This is a genomic window from Kitasatospora sp. NPDC023118 (genome assembly GCF_055560875.1).
The window spans coordinates 324,339-338,013 of sequence record NZ_JBVHHW010000002.1; the positions used below are offsets into that span (position 1 = coordinate 324,339).

The 13,675-nt window shown below is 72.5% G+C and carries 15 protein-coding genes; 6 read left to right on the top strand and 9 right to left on the bottom strand.

Annotated features, from left to right (window positions below):
• Nucleotides 1–51: 51 nt before the first annotated feature.
• From ACZ3UD_RS03945 to ACZ3UD_RS03965, 5 genes are all read right to left on the bottom strand, one after another.
• The gene (locus tag ACZ3UD_RS03945; protein WP_465581882.1) at nt 52–1,491 is read right to left on the bottom strand and encodes an MFS transporter; all 1,440 of its coding nucleotides are present in this window, start codon (nt 1,489–1,491) and stop codon (nt 52–54) included.
• 101 nt (nt 1,492–1,592) lie between these two features.
• Nucleotides 1,593–2,084 (bottom strand): MarR family winged helix-turn-helix transcriptional regulator, encoded by a 492-nt coding sequence (locus ACZ3UD_RS03950; protein ID WP_465581884.1) that lies wholly within the window; start codon nt 2,082–2,084, stop codon nt 1,593–1,595.
• A gap of 63 nt (nt 2,085–2,147) precedes the next feature.
• The gene (locus ACZ3UD_RS03955) at nt 2,148–3,428 is read right to left on the bottom strand and encodes a hypothetical protein (protein WP_465581886.1); all 1,281 of its coding nucleotides are present in this window, start codon (nt 3,426–3,428) and stop codon (nt 2,148–2,150) included.
• A 177-nt stretch (nt 3,429–3,605) separates the two neighbouring features.
• Nucleotides 3,606–5,282, bottom strand: a complete 1,677-nt coding sequence (locus ACZ3UD_RS03960; protein ID WP_465581888.1) for an RICIN domain-containing protein — start codon at nt 5,280–5,282, stop codon at nt 3,606–3,608.
• Nucleotides 5,283–5,529: 247 nt separating this feature from the next.
• Nucleotides 5,530–5,769 (bottom strand): chaplin, encoded by a 240-nt coding sequence (locus tag ACZ3UD_RS03965; protein ID WP_465581890.1) that lies wholly within the window; start codon nt 5,767–5,769, stop codon nt 5,530–5,532.
• 577 nt (nt 5,770–6,346) lie between these two features.
• On the opposite strand from ACZ3UD_RS03965, the gene ACZ3UD_RS03970 reads away from it, so the two are divergent.
• The 3 genes from ACZ3UD_RS03970 to ACZ3UD_RS03980 all read left to right on the top strand — a co-directional run bounded on the left by ACZ3UD_RS03970 (nt 6,347) and on the right by ACZ3UD_RS03980 (nt 7,473).
• Nucleotides 6,347–6,589 (top strand): chaplin, encoded by a 243-nt coding sequence (locus ACZ3UD_RS03970; RefSeq protein WP_465581892.1) that lies wholly within the window; start codon nt 6,347–6,349, stop codon nt 6,587–6,589.
• A 108-nt stretch (nt 6,590–6,697) separates the two neighbouring features.
• On the top strand, nt 6,698–6,967 hold the full coding sequence (locus ACZ3UD_RS03975; protein WP_465581894.1) for a chaplin: 270 nt from the start codon (nt 6,698–6,700) through the stop codon (nt 6,965–6,967).
• 134 nt (nt 6,968–7,101) lie between these two features.
• Nucleotides 7,102–7,473, top strand: a complete 372-nt coding sequence (locus ACZ3UD_RS03980) for a hypothetical protein (RefSeq protein WP_465581896.1) — start codon at nt 7,102–7,104, stop codon at nt 7,471–7,473.
• A gap of 75 nt (nt 7,474–7,548) precedes the next feature.
• On the opposite strand, the gene ACZ3UD_RS03985 is transcribed toward ACZ3UD_RS03980, so the two are convergent.
• The gene (locus tag ACZ3UD_RS03985) at nt 7,549–8,256 is read right to left on the bottom strand and encodes a hypothetical protein (protein ID WP_465581898.1); all 708 of its coding nucleotides are present in this window, start codon (nt 8,254–8,256) and stop codon (nt 7,549–7,551) included.
• Between the two features lie 314 nt (nt 8,257–8,570).
• On the opposite strand from ACZ3UD_RS03985, the gene ACZ3UD_RS03990 reads away from it, so the two are divergent.
• The 3 genes from ACZ3UD_RS03990 to ACZ3UD_RS04000 all read left to right on the top strand — a co-directional run bounded on the left by ACZ3UD_RS03990 (nt 8,571) and on the right by ACZ3UD_RS04000 (nt 9,854).
• Nucleotides 8,571–8,918, top strand: a complete 348-nt coding sequence (locus tag ACZ3UD_RS03990) for a rodlet layer protein (RefSeq protein WP_465581900.1) — start codon at nt 8,571–8,573, stop codon at nt 8,916–8,918.
• A 97-nt stretch (nt 8,919–9,015) separates the two neighbouring features.
• Nucleotides 9,016–9,363, top strand: a complete 348-nt coding sequence (locus ACZ3UD_RS03995; RefSeq protein ID WP_465581902.1) for a rodlet layer protein — start codon at nt 9,016–9,018, stop codon at nt 9,361–9,363.
• Nucleotides 9,364–9,587: 224 nt separating this feature from the next.
• Nucleotides 9,588–9,854, top strand: a complete 267-nt coding sequence (locus tag ACZ3UD_RS04000; protein WP_465581904.1) for a hypothetical protein — start codon at nt 9,588–9,590, stop codon at nt 9,852–9,854.
• A 105-nt stretch (nt 9,855–9,959) separates the two neighbouring features.
• Here ACZ3UD_RS04000 and hemB read toward each other — a convergent pair whose 3' ends face one another.
• From hemB to hemC, 3 genes are all read right to left on the bottom strand, one after another.
• Nucleotides 9,960–10,946 carry a porphobilinogen synthase gene (hemB, locus tag ACZ3UD_RS04005; protein WP_465581906.1) on the bottom strand — a complete coding sequence of 329 codons (987 nt, stop codon included), beginning with the start codon at nt 10,944–10,946 and terminating at the stop codon, nt 9,960–9,962.
• 73 nt (nt 10,947–11,019) lie between these two features.
• Nucleotides 11,020–12,666 (bottom strand): bifunctional uroporphyrinogen-III C-methyltransferase/uroporphyrinogen-III synthase, encoded by a 1,647-nt coding sequence (locus ACZ3UD_RS04010; RefSeq protein ID WP_380608421.1) that lies wholly within the window; start codon nt 12,664–12,666, stop codon nt 11,020–11,022.
• Nucleotides 12,663–13,670 (bottom strand): hydroxymethylbilane synthase, encoded by a 1,008-nt coding sequence (gene hemC / locus ACZ3UD_RS04015; RefSeq protein WP_465581909.1) that lies wholly within the window; start codon nt 13,668–13,670, stop codon nt 12,663–12,665. Before hemC ends, ACZ3UD_RS04010 begins: the two co-directional genes overlap by 4 nt.
• Nucleotides 13,671–13,675 lie beyond the last annotated feature (5 nt).

The following is a 13,675-nucleotide window of genomic DNA, read 5'->3' on the forward strand; positions in this document are numbered from 1 at the left end:
ACGCGGGCCGGGGCTCCACAGGCTGACGACTCGTCATAACGTGCTCATTTGTCAGTTCCTGGCGGCCGGTCGGAGCACCACCGCCGCCAGCACCAGCGCCACCGCGAGCAGCCCGGCGGCCACCGCGAAGGCGAGCCGGAAGCCGCCGGTGAGCGCGTCCGGCGCGGAGTGCCCGGCGGCGAGCAGGGCACCGGTGCGGCCGTCGGCGAGGGTGGTCAGCACCGCGACCCCGAGCGCGCCGCCGACCTGCTGGCTGGTGTTGAACAGGCCGGAGGCGGTCCCCGCGTCCTCCGGGCCGGCGCCCGACATGCCGAGCACGGCGAGCGCCGAGAGCACCAGCCCGCCGCCGCCGATCAGCAGCATGGTCGGCAGCAGATGGGCGGCGTAGTCGGCGTCGGACGGCAGCCGGGTCAGCAGGCCGAGCGCGACCACCAGCGCGGCCAGGCCCACCAGCAGCACCGCGCGCTCACCGAACCGGGCGCTCAGCCGGGCCGAGAGCAGCAGCGACACCGCGCCGATGGCGACCGCGGCGGGCAGCATGGCGAGACCGGTGGCGGCCGCGCCGTAGCCGAGGACCTGCTGCATGTAGAGGGCGACCAGGATCTGGAAGGCGAACATCCCGGAGATGGTCAGGATCTGCACGGCGTTGGCCCCGGAGACGCTGCGGGAGCGGAACATCCGCAGCGGGAGCAGGGGCTGGGCGGCCCGGGCCTGGCGGAGCAGGAAGGCGGCCAGCAGGGCGAGCGAGAGCGTGCCGAGCCCCAGGGTGCGGGCGGAGGCCCAGCCGTGCGCGCCGGTGCCGACGATGGTGTAGATGCCGAGCATCAGGGCGGCGGTGATCAGCGCGGCGCCCAGCGCGTCGGCGCCGGCCCGCAGGCCCGGGCCGCGCTCGGACTCCAGCACCCGGACGGCGAGCAGGGCGGCGGCGAGGCCGAGCGGCAGGTTGATCAGGAAGATCCAGTGCCAGCTGAGGGCCTGGGTGAGCACGCCGCCGAGGACCTGGCCGATCGAGGCGCCGGCCGCGCCGACGAAGCTGAACGCGCCGATCGCGCGGCCGCGTTCGCCCGGCTCGGGGAAGAGCGTGACGATCATCCCGAGGCTGACCGAGGAGGCCATCGCGCCGCCGACGCCCTGCAGGAAGCGGGCGGCGATCAGCACCCCCTGCCCGGTGGCGAGGGCGCAGAGCAGCGAGGCCGCGGTGAAGAGGGCGAGTCCGGCGACGAAGACCCGCTTGCGGCCGATCAGGTCGCCGAGCCGGCCGGCCAGCAGGAGCAGCCCGCCGAAGGCGATCAGGTAGGCGTTGACCGTCCAGGTGAGGTCGGCGGGCGAGAAGTGCAGGTCGTTCTGGATGGCGGGCAGCGCCACGGTGACGATCGAGCCGTCCAGGATGATCATCAGCATCCCCGCGCAGAGCACCGCGAGGGCCAGTGCGCGGGAGCGGACGGGGGTCGCGGCCGCCGCGTCGGGCGCGGCCGGGGCGTGCGTGGTCATGGCGGGTCTCCCGGTTCGTCGAGTACCGGGAGGGACGCTATCAGATTGTCTTGTTCGGGACTATCTATCTCGGGAGCAAGCCATGGGGGTGCGGTACCGGATCACTGCCCCCGGGGGCGGCGGGCGCGGCGGACGGTGCGGTCGCTCTCGACCGGCTCCGCGAGGTGCCCGTCCACCAGGCGTGTGAGGGCGGAGACGAAGGCGTCCTGTTCGGGCTGCGGCAGTGACTCCAGGAGTTCGCGGTGCACCCGGTCGGCGATCGCGGTGCCCTTCACCACGGCGCGGGCGCCCTCCTCGGTGACCGAGATGATCCGGGCCCGGCGGTCGGTGGCGGACGGGCGGCGCTCGGCCAGGCCCGCCTTCTCCAGCTCGTCGACGGTGACCACCATGGTGGTCTTGTCCAGGTCCGTGAGCTCGGCCAGCTGGATCTGGGTGCGCTCGGCCTCCTGCGCGTGGAACAGCACGCAGTACGCGCGGGGCGTGATGCCGAGCTCGGTGAAGGCGGCCGCCATCCGGGTCGCCAGCACGTGGCTCGCGTGGTCCATCAGGCCGGAGATGTCGCGAATCTGGCGCACGGGCGGGGTCGTCGTCATACGTCCGAGGTTAGCAACGGCCCGTCTGCTGCCGGATGATCCCGTTGCCAACCAACACCCGGGTTACGGGATACCCAACTCGAACAGCGCATACCCCGCGTACCAGCCCGCCGCGATGGCCGGCATCGCGAACAGGCCGATCAGCGAGGGGGTCCGCACCCGCCGCAGCGCCACCGCCAGGCCGATGAACAGCGGGAAGGCGGGCAGCAGGTAGCGGGAGATGTTGCCGAAGATCTGGTTGCTGCTCAGCGCGGTGAAGATGGTCATCGCGGTGTACACCCACAGGACCAGCGGCGGGCGGACCCGCCAGAGCAGCACCAGCAGGCCGGGCAGGGCGATCAGCAGGGCGATCGCGATCAGGTCCGGGACGGGGTTGGACTGCCAGAAGTCCCAGTGACCGGTGATCACGTCCATGATCGTGCGGAGGGTGGAGGCGCCGAAGTCGAAGTAGCGGTTCCAGGCGCCGCGCTGGAGCTTGAAGTAGCCGCCCCAGTCGCCCATCCGCCAGCCGACCCAGGCCACGTAGCCGATCAGGCCCCACGGGGTGATCAGCATCGCGGTCAGCGGGCGGGCCACCCCGTCGGTACGGCGGATCAGCGCGACCAGCGCGGCGATCGACACGGCCGCGATCAGCGCCGCGGCGGTCGGCCGGTTCAGGCCTGCCACCAGTGCGAGCAGGCCGGCGGCCGGCCAGCGGCGGGTCATCACGCAGTAGCAGGCCCAGGCGGACAGCGCCACGAACAGCGAGTCCGAGTAGATCGCCCACTCCACGCCCGAGCCCGGGAACAGGCCCCAGATCACCGCGGCGATCACACCCGCCCGGAAGCCGCCGAGCCGCTCGGCGATCGCGAAGATCCCGGCCGCGGCGACCAGCGAGGCGACCACCGAGACCACGATCCCGGAGCCGTACGGGCCGAGCCCGGTGACCGCGCCCACCAGCCGCATCAGCCAGGGGTAGAGCGGGAAGAAGGCGGCCGAGTTCTCGTAGTAGGTGGCCAGCGGCCAGCCGTGCAGCGGGATCAGCTGCGGGTCGTAGCCGTTCTCGGCGATCCGCTGGTACCAGACGCCGTCCCAGGTGCCCAGCACGTCCCACGCGTGGGTGCCGCCGCCGCGGCCGACCTGCTTCTTCAGGTAGTCCCCGGTGTGCTCCAGCAGCACCAGGAAGACGGTCAGACCGATCGCCTTGACCACCGCGTACGCGCCCAGCGCGGGCGCGAAGCGGTCCACCAGCGCCCCGAACCGACCGGGCACCCGGCCCGCCCGCTCCTCAGTCCGCTTCTCGGCCGGCGCCGCCGGCGACTCGGGCTCGGTACTGGACGACTCGATGCTCGATGCCGTGCTCATCTGCTCTGGGTACTCCCCGCCCCGCTCAAGGTGCGCGCGGCTCCGGCGCAACGATTTTCCCGTGAGCCTACGGCACGCCCCCGCCGGCCCCGCCCTCCCCCGCCGCCCTCCCCGATGAGCGCGGCCGTCGCCGCCCGGCTGGGGGCGGCGACGGCCTGAGGTGCTCCGGGGCCTGCGTCAGCTGTGCAGGTAGACGATGCCGAGCTTGGTGAGTTGCCAGAGCTGGGCCGGGGCGCCGGTGTCCTGGGCGAGTTCGACGTAGGGGTTGCCCTTGGCGTCGAGGTTGGCGCCGGCGGCGAGGACCTTGGTGGGGTCGGCGGAGTCGGCGATCTCGTAGTTGCCGTTGCCGGCCGGCTTGAAGATCCAGTGCTGGTTGGCGCCGCCGTTGCAGCCCCACTGCTGGATCCGGGTGCCGACGGCGGTGGCGGCGGCGTTGGCGTCCAGGCACATGTCGCGGTTGCCGCTGAAGTCCAGCTCGTAGCTGCCGCCGGCCTTGGCCTCCAGGACGAAGGACTGGTTCAGCCCGCCGCTGGCCGGGTAGCTGATGGCGGCCCGGCCGTTGGTGGAGTCGCCGTAGGTGCCGCCGCCGGTGAGGTCGAGGGCGTTGCCGGTGGCCGCGTTGGTGAGCTGGTACCAGGAGCCGTCCTCGGGGACGTCGCCGAAGGGCTTGCCGGGGGTGAGCGGCTGAATGGACGTGGTGTTCTGCTGGTTGAGGGTGCAGTACGCCTCCGGCTGGTCGGGCTCGGCGAAGAACTGGCCGAGGCAGACGCCCTCACCGCGGTAGCCGGCCACCCGCAGGTGGTACGACTGGCGGACCATGTTCATGCACAGCCCGGGGATGCCGATCTGCGAGTCGCAGCCGTTGCGCGCCCACTCGGAGAGGTTGATGACGTCCCCGTTGGTGTACTCGTACGGCGAGCTGGTCCACTCCGCGCACACCTCGTGCCCGAAGGCGACCCTCCGCTGGTCCAAGTACCTTACGCCTGGCACCTGTTCGGCCGCGCCACGGAGCGCGTCGCTGAACGTCGGCACCACCCAGTTGTGGCCCCAGGCGAGGTCCTCCGGGAAGGCCGGGCAGCCGTCGGCGATCTTGCCCAGGTAGTCGTTGCGCCGGATGTCCGGGGTGATCGGGTTGAAGTACGACTGGTAGACCAGCTGGTACGAGGAGTCGGCGTAACCGGCCCTGCGCATGGTCTGCCGGATGTTCTGCAGCGCGGCCACGACCTTGGGCTGGACCCGCTTGGCGCGCTGGCGGATCTCGTCGCTGCCGATGGTGTCCCGGCAGCCCTGGTCCTTGGGGATCGGGAAGTACTGCGCGAGGCAGTGCATCATGATGCCGCTGAAGTCGAAGTCGTCGTTGGCGCCGATCGTGACGACGACCAGCTTGACGTCGTACTTGGCCGCCGTGTCGGCGAGTTTGACGTCCTGCTTGGGCTCACCGTAGTCACCGCTGCCCGAGCCGGTGATCTTGGCCAGCTCGGGGTCGCTCACCAGGTCACCGGTCTGGGCGCCGGAGCAGGCGAGGTCGATCGGGGTGACCCCGGGGATGTCGGTGGTGAAGATCTCCGACTTGGGATGGCGGTGGCAGTAGTTGGTGGGGCTGTCGGTCTCCGGGAAGTAGCCGTCGTTGGTGTCGGTGCCGGCGCCCTCCCCGGAGATGGCGCTGTCGCCGAGGGCGACGATCGCGGCCGGGCGGACGGCGTCGGGCGCCGGGGTCGGGGTGGTGTCGGCGAGGGCGGCGGGGGCGCCCGCCAGACCGAGGGCGGCGACGAGGACGCCGGTGGCGAGCAGCGCCGCGGACCGGGATGCGCCCGTTCGCGTTCGCCGCGCCGCTGGGATGCGGAACCTGATCACACGCGACTCCTTGCGGGGGGGTGGGGGAACCGCCCGGCCGGGGGCGCCGAGCGGCGCGGAGCAAGAGAGGGGCAGGAAAGGTGAGCAGGTCTCACATTCTAGGTACTGACAAGTAGTGCAACAAGGCTTGTGACACCACCGCGCATTGACGCGGCGACAGCGGCGGGCGCACGAAAAGAGCCGCCGCCCCGCGCCCCAGGAGGGAAGCGCGGAACGGCGGCTCTCACCGGCCGAACCGGAGGTGGAATCAGCCCACGTTGGCGCAGTGGTTGCCGAACGCCGGGTTCAGCAGGCCCCCGACGTTGACGGTGTTGCCGCACAGGTTGACCGGAATGTGCACCGGAACCTGGATCTGGTTGCCCGAGATGACACCGGGGGAACCCGCGGCGACACCCTCGGCGCCGGAGCTGGCCATCGCGGTGCCGGCGCCGGCGGCCACGATGCCCACCACGGCCGCGCCAACGGCGGCGGTCTTCTTGACGCTCATGTGAGCCTCCTGACTGTTCAACAGAAATGCACGGGGAGTGCGACATCTAGAACGAGACCCGTCCGGGGCGGTTGCGACGGTGCGCATACTGTCACCCGCCTGGCCCAATGGGGGCCGGTGACCGGCATTCGGGTGATCTCGGGCGATCGACGGGCCGGACCGTTTCCCTCCGCGCGCTGCCTCGTTCTCCCTGACGAAGACGATCCACCCGGCCCTGCTCCTGAATCGAGTACCGCCCATGCGCAGCTCGCCCACGGCCTCGTCGGCACCGAGGCCACCGGCAAGTCGGTCGACGTGGCGGGCCCCTCAGAACCCGGCGTTCGGCGACACCGCCTGAACGCCTGACCGGGAATTCCTGGTCGCGCCTCGCCCGAACCGTTCCCGGCCGTGCGGGAATCGTTCGCCAGGCGCTGGAACAACGCGGCGGCTGCGGCGACGCCCGAGCCATGGGCGGAACACGCCGGTGTGCGCCGTCGGAGTGACAATCACGGCAATCCCTGAACCCTTCGGGTGAGTATTCCCGCTCGCCCGGCACCCGACATTTCCCTTCCGTCGGGCAGAAATCGGAGGAAAGACAATGCGTAACCTCAAGAAGGCCGCCGCCCTGTCGCTGGCCGCCACCGGTCTGGTGCTCGGTGCCGCCGGCGGAGCGTTCGCCAGCGCGGGCGCCGAGGGCGTGGCCGCCGGCTCCCCCGGTGTCATCTCGGGCAACCAGATCCAGGTGCCGATTCACATCCCGGTCAACATCTGCGGCAACACCGTCAACGTCGGGGGCCTGCTGAACCCGGCGTTCGGCAACCACTGCGCCAACGTCGGCTGAACCGGCGGTCGCCGCACCGGCGACAGCTGATTCACCGAGCCCGTGCCGCGCCCGCTGCGTCGGGGCGCGACACGCTCCACCCGTGCGTGATCGAGGAGATCAATCCCCATGCAGAACATGAAGAAGGCCGCCGTCCTGTCCGCCGCCGCTGCCGGCCTGGTGCTGGGCGCGGCGGGCTCCGCCGCCGCCAGCGCGGGCGCCGAGGGCGTGGCCGCCGGCTCCCCCGGTGTCATCTCGGGCAACCAGATCCAGGTGCCGGTGCACATCCCGGTCAACCTGTGCGGCAACAGCATCAGCCTGGTCGGTGCGCTGAACCCGGCGTTCGGCAACACCTGTGTCAACGCCGAGGCCCACCCGAAGCCCGCGGACGACTGCTGATCACCGATCGGCACGCGTTTCGGCCGTACTGCCCCCCGACCAGCCGGCCGGGGGGCAGTTCGGCATCCCCGGACACCCGACCGTCCGGGACCCCGATCCACCGAAGGGTGATCCGTATGGTTTCGATGGTTTCGATGAAGAGCGGCGCCGGCCTGGCCGCCGCCGTGGGTGCCGTGGTGCTGCTCGGCACCGGTTCGGCGCAGGCCGCCACCGCCTCGGGCCAGGCGCCCGCGGCGGGCCCGACCACGCTGGCGAAGACGGACGTCGGGCAGGCGCTCAACGGGACGACGTCCGGCCTCGGCTACGGCGTCGCGCCGATCAAGAGCCTGCGCCTGGACCCGTGGGCCAACTCCTCGGCCGACGTGCTCAACAACGGCGCGACCGTCCAGCCGGACCAGGGCCTGGCCCCGCTGGGCACCGGCACGCTGACCGGTCCGCTGAGCGCGGGCGGGGGCGTCAAGGACCTCCCGCTGGTCGGCGGGCTGACCGGCGTCCTGCCGGGCTGAGGCCGGACGCGGCGGAGCCCGGCACCCCTGATACGAGGAGGGTGCCGGGCTCCGCCGTGCCCGGGGCGGCTCGGCTCAGAGCTTGGTCAGACCGGCGAGCCCGCTCTGCTGGACCAGGCCGGTGGCCGTCGCGGTGGTGGTGTCGGCCAGGTCCGTCCGCTGCAGGACGCCGGTGGCCGTCGCGGTGGTGGTGTCGGCCAGGTCGTTGACCTCATCGGTGGCGGAGAGCCGGCTCTGGTCGCCGCCGAGGCTGGCGGTGGCCCCGGGCACGGTCTGCACGGCGCCGGGCACCAGGCGCGGGTCCACCTCGTCCACCTTAAGCCGGCCGTCGGCGAGCTGACCGGTGCCGTCGTGGACCAGCGCCAGCGGCTTGCCGACGTCCAGGCCGGGGGTCTTGGCGTTCAGCGGCGCGGCCGGGGCCTCCAGCAGCACCTCGCCGAGGTCGGCACCCTGGTCGACCAGCGGCAGCGGCAGCTGAGCCTTGGCGCTCGGGCCGACCTTGCCGGTGGTCAGCTGGGGCACCAGGTGGTCCGGGAGCAGCCCGTTGTCGGTGGTCCGGCCGGGCACCGGCGGCATGAGCAGCGAGGTCGGGATGTCGGAGTGGACGTGGCTGCCCAACGGGGCGAGCGGCACGTCCGCCGGCACCTGCTGGGTGGCCAGCTTGTCCTCCAGGGTTCCGACCTGGCCGGGGCTTACCGGGGCGGCACAGGCCGCTCCCTGAGAGGCGAGCACGCCCGCACCGACCGCCAGCAGCATCGCGCCGGCCCGCTTGGAGAACTTCATGCTTTTCACCGTTCTGCCTGTCCGTACTGAAGGCGTACTGGAGATCCAGGGGGAAGGGCTGCGGGGCCGCAGCCGGAAAACAATCTGCCTCAACGAGTGACCGCGAGTTCGGATTGCGGGCGTTAACCAATTCGGCCTAGTAATCCGACCGGAAACCACCCTTGGACGCGCCTCCCGGACTCTTTTCAGAAATCCCCGTAACCTTCCGTGCCGTCATTCTTTGATCTGGACGTCAGTGACTGCAGACCGGGTCTGAGCGTTCTACGCGTTGCTACGCACGGAAATCCGAAAGCATTTCAGAGAGGGATCACCCCATGATCCAGAAGTCCTTCGCCGCCGCCGGCCTGGCCGTCGCCGCGCTGGCCGCTGCCGCCGCGCCCGCCTCGGCCATCAGTGACGCGGACGGCGCCGCTGCCACCATCCAGGGCAACGGCGGCAGCAACTTCACCGGCACCGTCGGGAACAACAGCCCGAACTTCCACTTCCTGGACAACGCGAACGTCTGCCTCCCGGAGATCCACAACATCGCCGTGGGCGCGGTCGGGGGGATCGCGGTCCCGATCGAGGTCCCGATCGCCAACAGCGGCGGCAAGCAGTACTGCACCCAGGGGCAGGGCACCCAGAGCCACGGCGACGCGGGCGTGTCCCACCTGATCGGCTGACCGCTCCCCGCGCTGCTCTCCCCAGCACCGCTCCCCGAACCACCCCGAACCACCCCCGAATCGCTCCCCGATTCACCCCCGAGAGGAAAAACCGGAAATGATCAAGAAGTCCCTCGCCGCCGCCGGCCTGGCCGCCGCCGCCCTCGCGATGTCCGCGGGCTCGGCCTCCGCCATCGCCGACTCGGATGGCGCCGCCACCTCCGTCCAGGGCAACGGCGGCACCAACCAGACCGGCACCCACGGCAACGGCAGCCCGAACTTCCACACCCTGGACAACCCGAACGTCTGCCTGCCGGAGATCCACAACATCGCCGTCGCCGCCGCGCTCGGCCTCGCGGTTCCGGTCGAGGTGCCCGTCCTGAACAGCACCCCGAAGCAGATCTGCAACGTCGGCCAGAACACCCAGTCCTCGGGCGACGCGGGTGTCTCGCACCTGATCGGCTGATCAAGGGGCATGGCACGGACGGAGGGCCCGGGGAGGAAGGTCTCCCCGGGCCCTCCGGGCTTGCGGGACGAGGAATCCGACCGAGCCGACGGCCCGGCCGGGTGAGCGCCCGTCCGGCCCGGTGCGTGGGGCGCCGGGCCGGACGGGCGGGATGTGATCACGAGTCAGAGCACGAGTCAGAGGCAGAGCGCCCGCGGGGGCGCTCCCACAGAGAGGGCAGATCCATGAAGAGCAGGCTGGCCAAGGCCGCCCTGACCGCCACCGCCGCGCTGGCGCTCGCCGGCGCCGCCACCCCGGCGTTCGCGCACGTCGGCCTCGTGGGCGGCGAGGGCATCACCGCCTCGGCCGACGAGCCGTTCGTGGCCGGCGGTGCCTGGGGCGTCGCCCACACCTCCGACGTCACCGCCGGCGGCAAGGGCGGCGGCGCGGCCACCGCCACCGACCTGGTCGGCGGCGGCGAGGGCTTCGCCCACATCAACGGCTGGAAGTAGGACGCCGGAAGGCCGGGTCGCTCCCCACGGGGAGCGGCCCGGCCTTCCGTCTGCCGGGCAGCGCGCCGGTGCCGGGTCACAGCGCCCCGGAGGCGAGCGGGCGAGTCACAGCCGCTTGAGCATCCGAGCGGCCTCGACCGCCCAGTAGGTGAGGATCTGCTCGGCGCCGGCCCGGCGGATCGAGGTGAGCGTCTCCAGGATGGTGCGCTCCCGCTCGATCCAGCCGTTGGCGGCAGCGGCCTCCACCATCGAGTACTCGCCGGAGATCTGGTACGCGGCCACCGGCACCGGCGAGACGTCGGCGACCTGCCGCAGGACGTCCAGGTACAGCATGGCCGGCTTGACCATCACCAGGTCCGCACCCTCGGCGAGGTCCAGCTCCAGCTCGCGCAGGGCCTCGCGGGCGTTGGCCGGGTCCTGCTGGTAGGTCTTGCGGTCGCCCTTGAGCGAGGAGTTGACGGCCTCGCGGAACGGGCCGTACAGCGCGGAGGCGTACTTGGCGGTGTAGGCGAGGATGCTGACGTCCTGGTGACCGGCCTCGTCCAGTGCCCTGCGGATGACGGCGATCTGACCGTCCATCATGCCGGACGGGCCGACCATGTGGACACCGGCCTCGGCCTGGACCACGGCCATCTCGGCGTAGCGCGCCAGGGTCGCGTCGTTGTCCACACTGCCGTCCTCGGCCAGTACGCCGCAGTGGCCGTGGTCGGTGAACTCGTCCAGGCAGAGGTCCGACATGACCACCAGCTGGTCGCCGACCTCCGCGACCACGTCGCGGATGGCCTGCTGCAGGATCCCGTCCGGATTGGTCCCCTCGGAACCGACGGCGTCCTTCACTTCGGGCAGGCCGAACAGCATGATGCCGCCCACACCGGCCTCGGCCGCCTCCACCGCGGCCTTCCGCAGGGAGTCCCGGGTGTGCTGGACCACGCCGGGCATCGAGGCGATCGGCTTCGGCTCGGTGATGCCTTCGCTGACGAAGGCGGGCAGGATCAGCTCCGCCGGGTGCAGCCGGGTCTCGGCGACCAGGCGGCGCATCGCCGGGCTCTGGCGCAGCCGGCGGGGGCGAACGTACGGGAATTCAGCGGACACGGCTTCTCTCTCCGAACGGTTGTGCCGTGCCGGGGGCGGTGAACCGCCGCCCCCGGCACCCTGATTGGGACCCTCAGCGGGCCTTGCGGCGCGAGCCCGGACGGCGCTCGCTGGGCCGGTAGACCGGCTCGCCCGCGGCCGTCGCGGTGTCGCGGCGCTTGGCCCCGAAGTCTGCCAGCGCCTGGGCCAGCGCCCCCGCCGACGGCGCCGGAGCCATCACGTCGACCCGCAGGCCGTGCTCCTCGGCGGTCTTGGCGGTGGCCGGGCCGATGCAGGCGATGACCGTGACGTTGTGCGGCTTGCCGGCGATGCCGACCAGGTTCCGGACGGTCGAGGACGAGGTGAACAGCACCGCGTCGAAGCCGCCGCCCTTGATCGCCTCGCGGGTCTCGGCCGGCGGCGGCGAGGCGCGCACCGTCCGGTACGCCGTCACGTCGTCGACCTCCCAGCCGAGCTCGACCAGGCCGGCCACCAGGGTCTCGGTGGCGATGTCGGCGCGCGGCAGCAGCACCCGGTCGATCGGGTCGAAGACCGGGTCGTACGGCGGCCAGTCCTCCAGCAGCCCGGCCGCGGACTGCTCGCCGGAGGGCACCAGGTCCGGCTTCACGCCGAAGTCCACCAGGGCCTGCGCGGTGGTCTCGCCGACCGCCGCGACCTTGATCCCGGCGAACGCGCGGGCGTCCAGGCCGTACTCCTCGAACTTCTCCCGGACGGCGCGAACGGCGTTCACCGAGGTGAAGGCGATCCACTCGTAGCGGCCGGTGACCAGGCCCTTGATGGCCCGCTCCATCTGCTGCGGGGTGCGCGGCGGCTCGACCGCGATGGTCGGCACCTCCTGCGGCACCGCGCCGTACGAGCGCAGTTGCTCGGACAGGCCGTGGGCCTGCTCCTTGGTGCGCGGCACGAGGACGTTCCAGCCGAACAGCGGCTTGGTCTCGAACCACGAGTGCGAGGCCCGGTGGGCGACCTGCTCGCCCACCACGGCTATCACCGAGGTCGCCGGGTCCACCGGGGCGGAGACCGGCGAGGGCAGCACCCGGGCGGCCTTCAGGTCGGCCGCGATGGCGGACAGCGTGGAGGTGAAGGTGCGCTGGCGGGTGGTGGTGCCGGAGAGGGTGGCGCTCAGCGCCGAATCCGGCTTGCGGCCGTTGGAGACCAGCGCGTTGGCGGTGGCCGGCAGCTGGCCCAGGGTGGTGCGGACCACCAGGGTGGTCTCCGGCGCGCCCAGATCGACCGGGCCGCCGGACAGCAGCTGGGCGCCGTCCACGAAGCGGACGTCGGCGCCGGCCGCGCCGCGCAGCGGGACGCCCGCGTAGGCCGGGACGCCGACCGACTGGGCGACGCCCGGGATCACCTCGAAGGGGATCCCGTCGCCCGCGCAGCTGAGCATCTCCTCGGCGGCGCAGCCGTCCAGGCCCGGGTCGCCGTCGACGGTACGGACCACGTGCTTGCCGGAGCGGACGGCCTCGGCGACCAGCTTGGCCAGGTCGAAGTCGGTGCCCTCGGCGGCCGGGGTGTGCACCTGCACACCGGCCGGACAGTGGGTGCGCACGGCCGCCGCGGTCAGCGGGTCGGCCACCAGGATGTCGGCCGAGGACAGCACCTCGACCGCGCGCAGGGTCAGCAGACCCGGGTCCCCGGGGCCCGCGCCCAGGAAGGTGCACCGTCCGGTCGGCTGGCCGGCCGGGAAAAGGGCGTCGGTGGCGGCGGTGGGGCTCATCGGGCTCGCTCCCCCATCAGGGTGGCCGCGCCCGCGTCGAGCAGCCGGGCGGCCAGGGCGCGGCCGAGGGCCCGCGCCTGCTGCTCGGCGGTCTCGTCGAGGACGATCGGACCGTTGGCGGACATCTTCAGCAGGGCGGTGCCGTCGGGGTTGCCGACCACACCGTCCAGCCGCAGTTCGTTCTCCCGGCCCCAGGTGGCCAGCGCGGCCACCGGGGCCGAGCAGCCGGCCTCCAGGGTGGCCAGCAGGGCGCGCTCGGCGGCCACGGCGACCCTGGTGGGGGCGTGGTCCAGCAGGGCGAGCGCGGCGGCCAGTTCGGTGTCGGCGGCGGTGCACTCGATCGCGAGCGCGCCCTGGCCGGGGGCCGGGATCATCAGCTCGGGGTCGAGGTGCTGGGAGATCTCGGCGCTGCGGCCGAGCCGGTTGAGGCCGGCCGCGGCCAGCACGACCGCGTCCAGCTCACCGCCGGTCACGTAGCCGATCCGGGTGTCCACGTTGCCGCGGATCGCGACGGTCTCCAGCTGGGCGTCGCGGGCGAGCGCCCAGGCGTTCAGCTGGGCCATCCGGCGCGGCGAGCCGGTGCCGATCCGGGCCGGGCGGCCGGCGCCGGCGAGCTTCTCCACCAGCTCGTCCAGGTTCAGGCCCTCGGCCGCGACCAGGGCGTCCCGGACGTCCTCGCGCTGGGGCACGGCGGCCAGCACCAGGCCCTCGGGGGAGGCGGTGGGCAGGTCCTTGAGCGAGTGCACGGCGAAGTCGATCCGGCCCTCCAGCAGCGCGTCCCGCAGCGCGGAGACGAACACGCCGGTGCCGCCGATCTGCGCGAGCGCCTCCCGGGAGGTGTCGCCGTAGGTGGTGATCTCGACCAGCTCGACGGGGCGCCCGGTGAGCCTGGTCACCTCGCGGGCGACCATGCCCGACTGGGCCATGGCGAGCGCGCTGCGCCGGGTGCCGAGCCGCAGGGCCGGGGCTCCCGGGGCCTGCTCGGTGAGCGGTTGACCATTCATGACGT

What these genes read in the sequence shown, in the direction of transcription:
- ACZ3UD_RS03945 (WP_465581882.1), bottom strand. Translation starts at nt 1,491, where the DNA reads ATGACCACGCACGCCCCGGCCGCGCCCGACGCGGCGGCCGCGACCCCC.
- ACZ3UD_RS03950 (WP_465581884.1), bottom strand. Translation starts at nt 2,084, where the DNA reads ATGACGACGACCCCGCCCGTGCGCCAGATTCGCGACATCTCCGGCCTG.
- ACZ3UD_RS03955 (WP_465581886.1), bottom strand. Translation starts at nt 3,428, where the DNA reads ATGAGCACGGCATCGAGCATCGAGTCGTCCAGTACCGAGCCCGAGTCG.
- ACZ3UD_RS03965 (WP_465581890.1), bottom strand. Translation starts at nt 5,769, where the DNA reads ATGAGCGTCAAGAAGACCGCCGCCGTTGGCGCGGCCGTGGTGGGCATC.
- ACZ3UD_RS03970 (WP_465581892.1), top strand. Translation starts at nt 6,347, where the DNA reads ATGCGTAACCTCAAGAAGGCCGCCGCCCTGTCGCTGGCCGCCACCGGT.
- ACZ3UD_RS03975 (WP_465581894.1), top strand. Translation starts at nt 6,698, where the DNA reads ATGCAGAACATGAAGAAGGCCGCCGTCCTGTCCGCCGCCGCTGCCGGC.
- ACZ3UD_RS03980 (WP_465581896.1), top strand. Translation starts at nt 7,102, where the DNA reads ATGAAGAGCGGCGCCGGCCTGGCCGCCGCCGTGGGTGCCGTGGTGCTG.
- ACZ3UD_RS03985 (WP_465581898.1), bottom strand. Translation starts at nt 8,256, where the DNA reads ATGAAGTTCTCCAAGCGGGCCGGCGCGATGCTGCTGGCGGTCGGTGCG.
- ACZ3UD_RS03990 (WP_465581900.1), top strand. Translation starts at nt 8,571, where the DNA reads ATGATCCAGAAGTCCTTCGCCGCCGCCGGCCTGGCCGTCGCCGCGCTG.
- ACZ3UD_RS03995 (WP_465581902.1), top strand. Translation starts at nt 9,016, where the DNA reads ATGATCAAGAAGTCCCTCGCCGCCGCCGGCCTGGCCGCCGCCGCCCTC.
- ACZ3UD_RS04000 (WP_465581904.1), top strand. Translation starts at nt 9,588, where the DNA reads ATGAAGAGCAGGCTGGCCAAGGCCGCCCTGACCGCCACCGCCGCGCTG.
- ACZ3UD_RS04010 (WP_380608421.1), bottom strand. Translation starts at nt 12,666, where the DNA reads ATGAGCCCCACCGCCGCCACCGACGCCCTTTTCCCGGCCGGCCAGCCG.
- hemC (WP_465581909.1), bottom strand. Translation starts at nt 13,670, where the DNA reads ATGAATGGTCAACCGCTCACCGAGCAGGCCCCGGGAGCCCCGGCCCTG.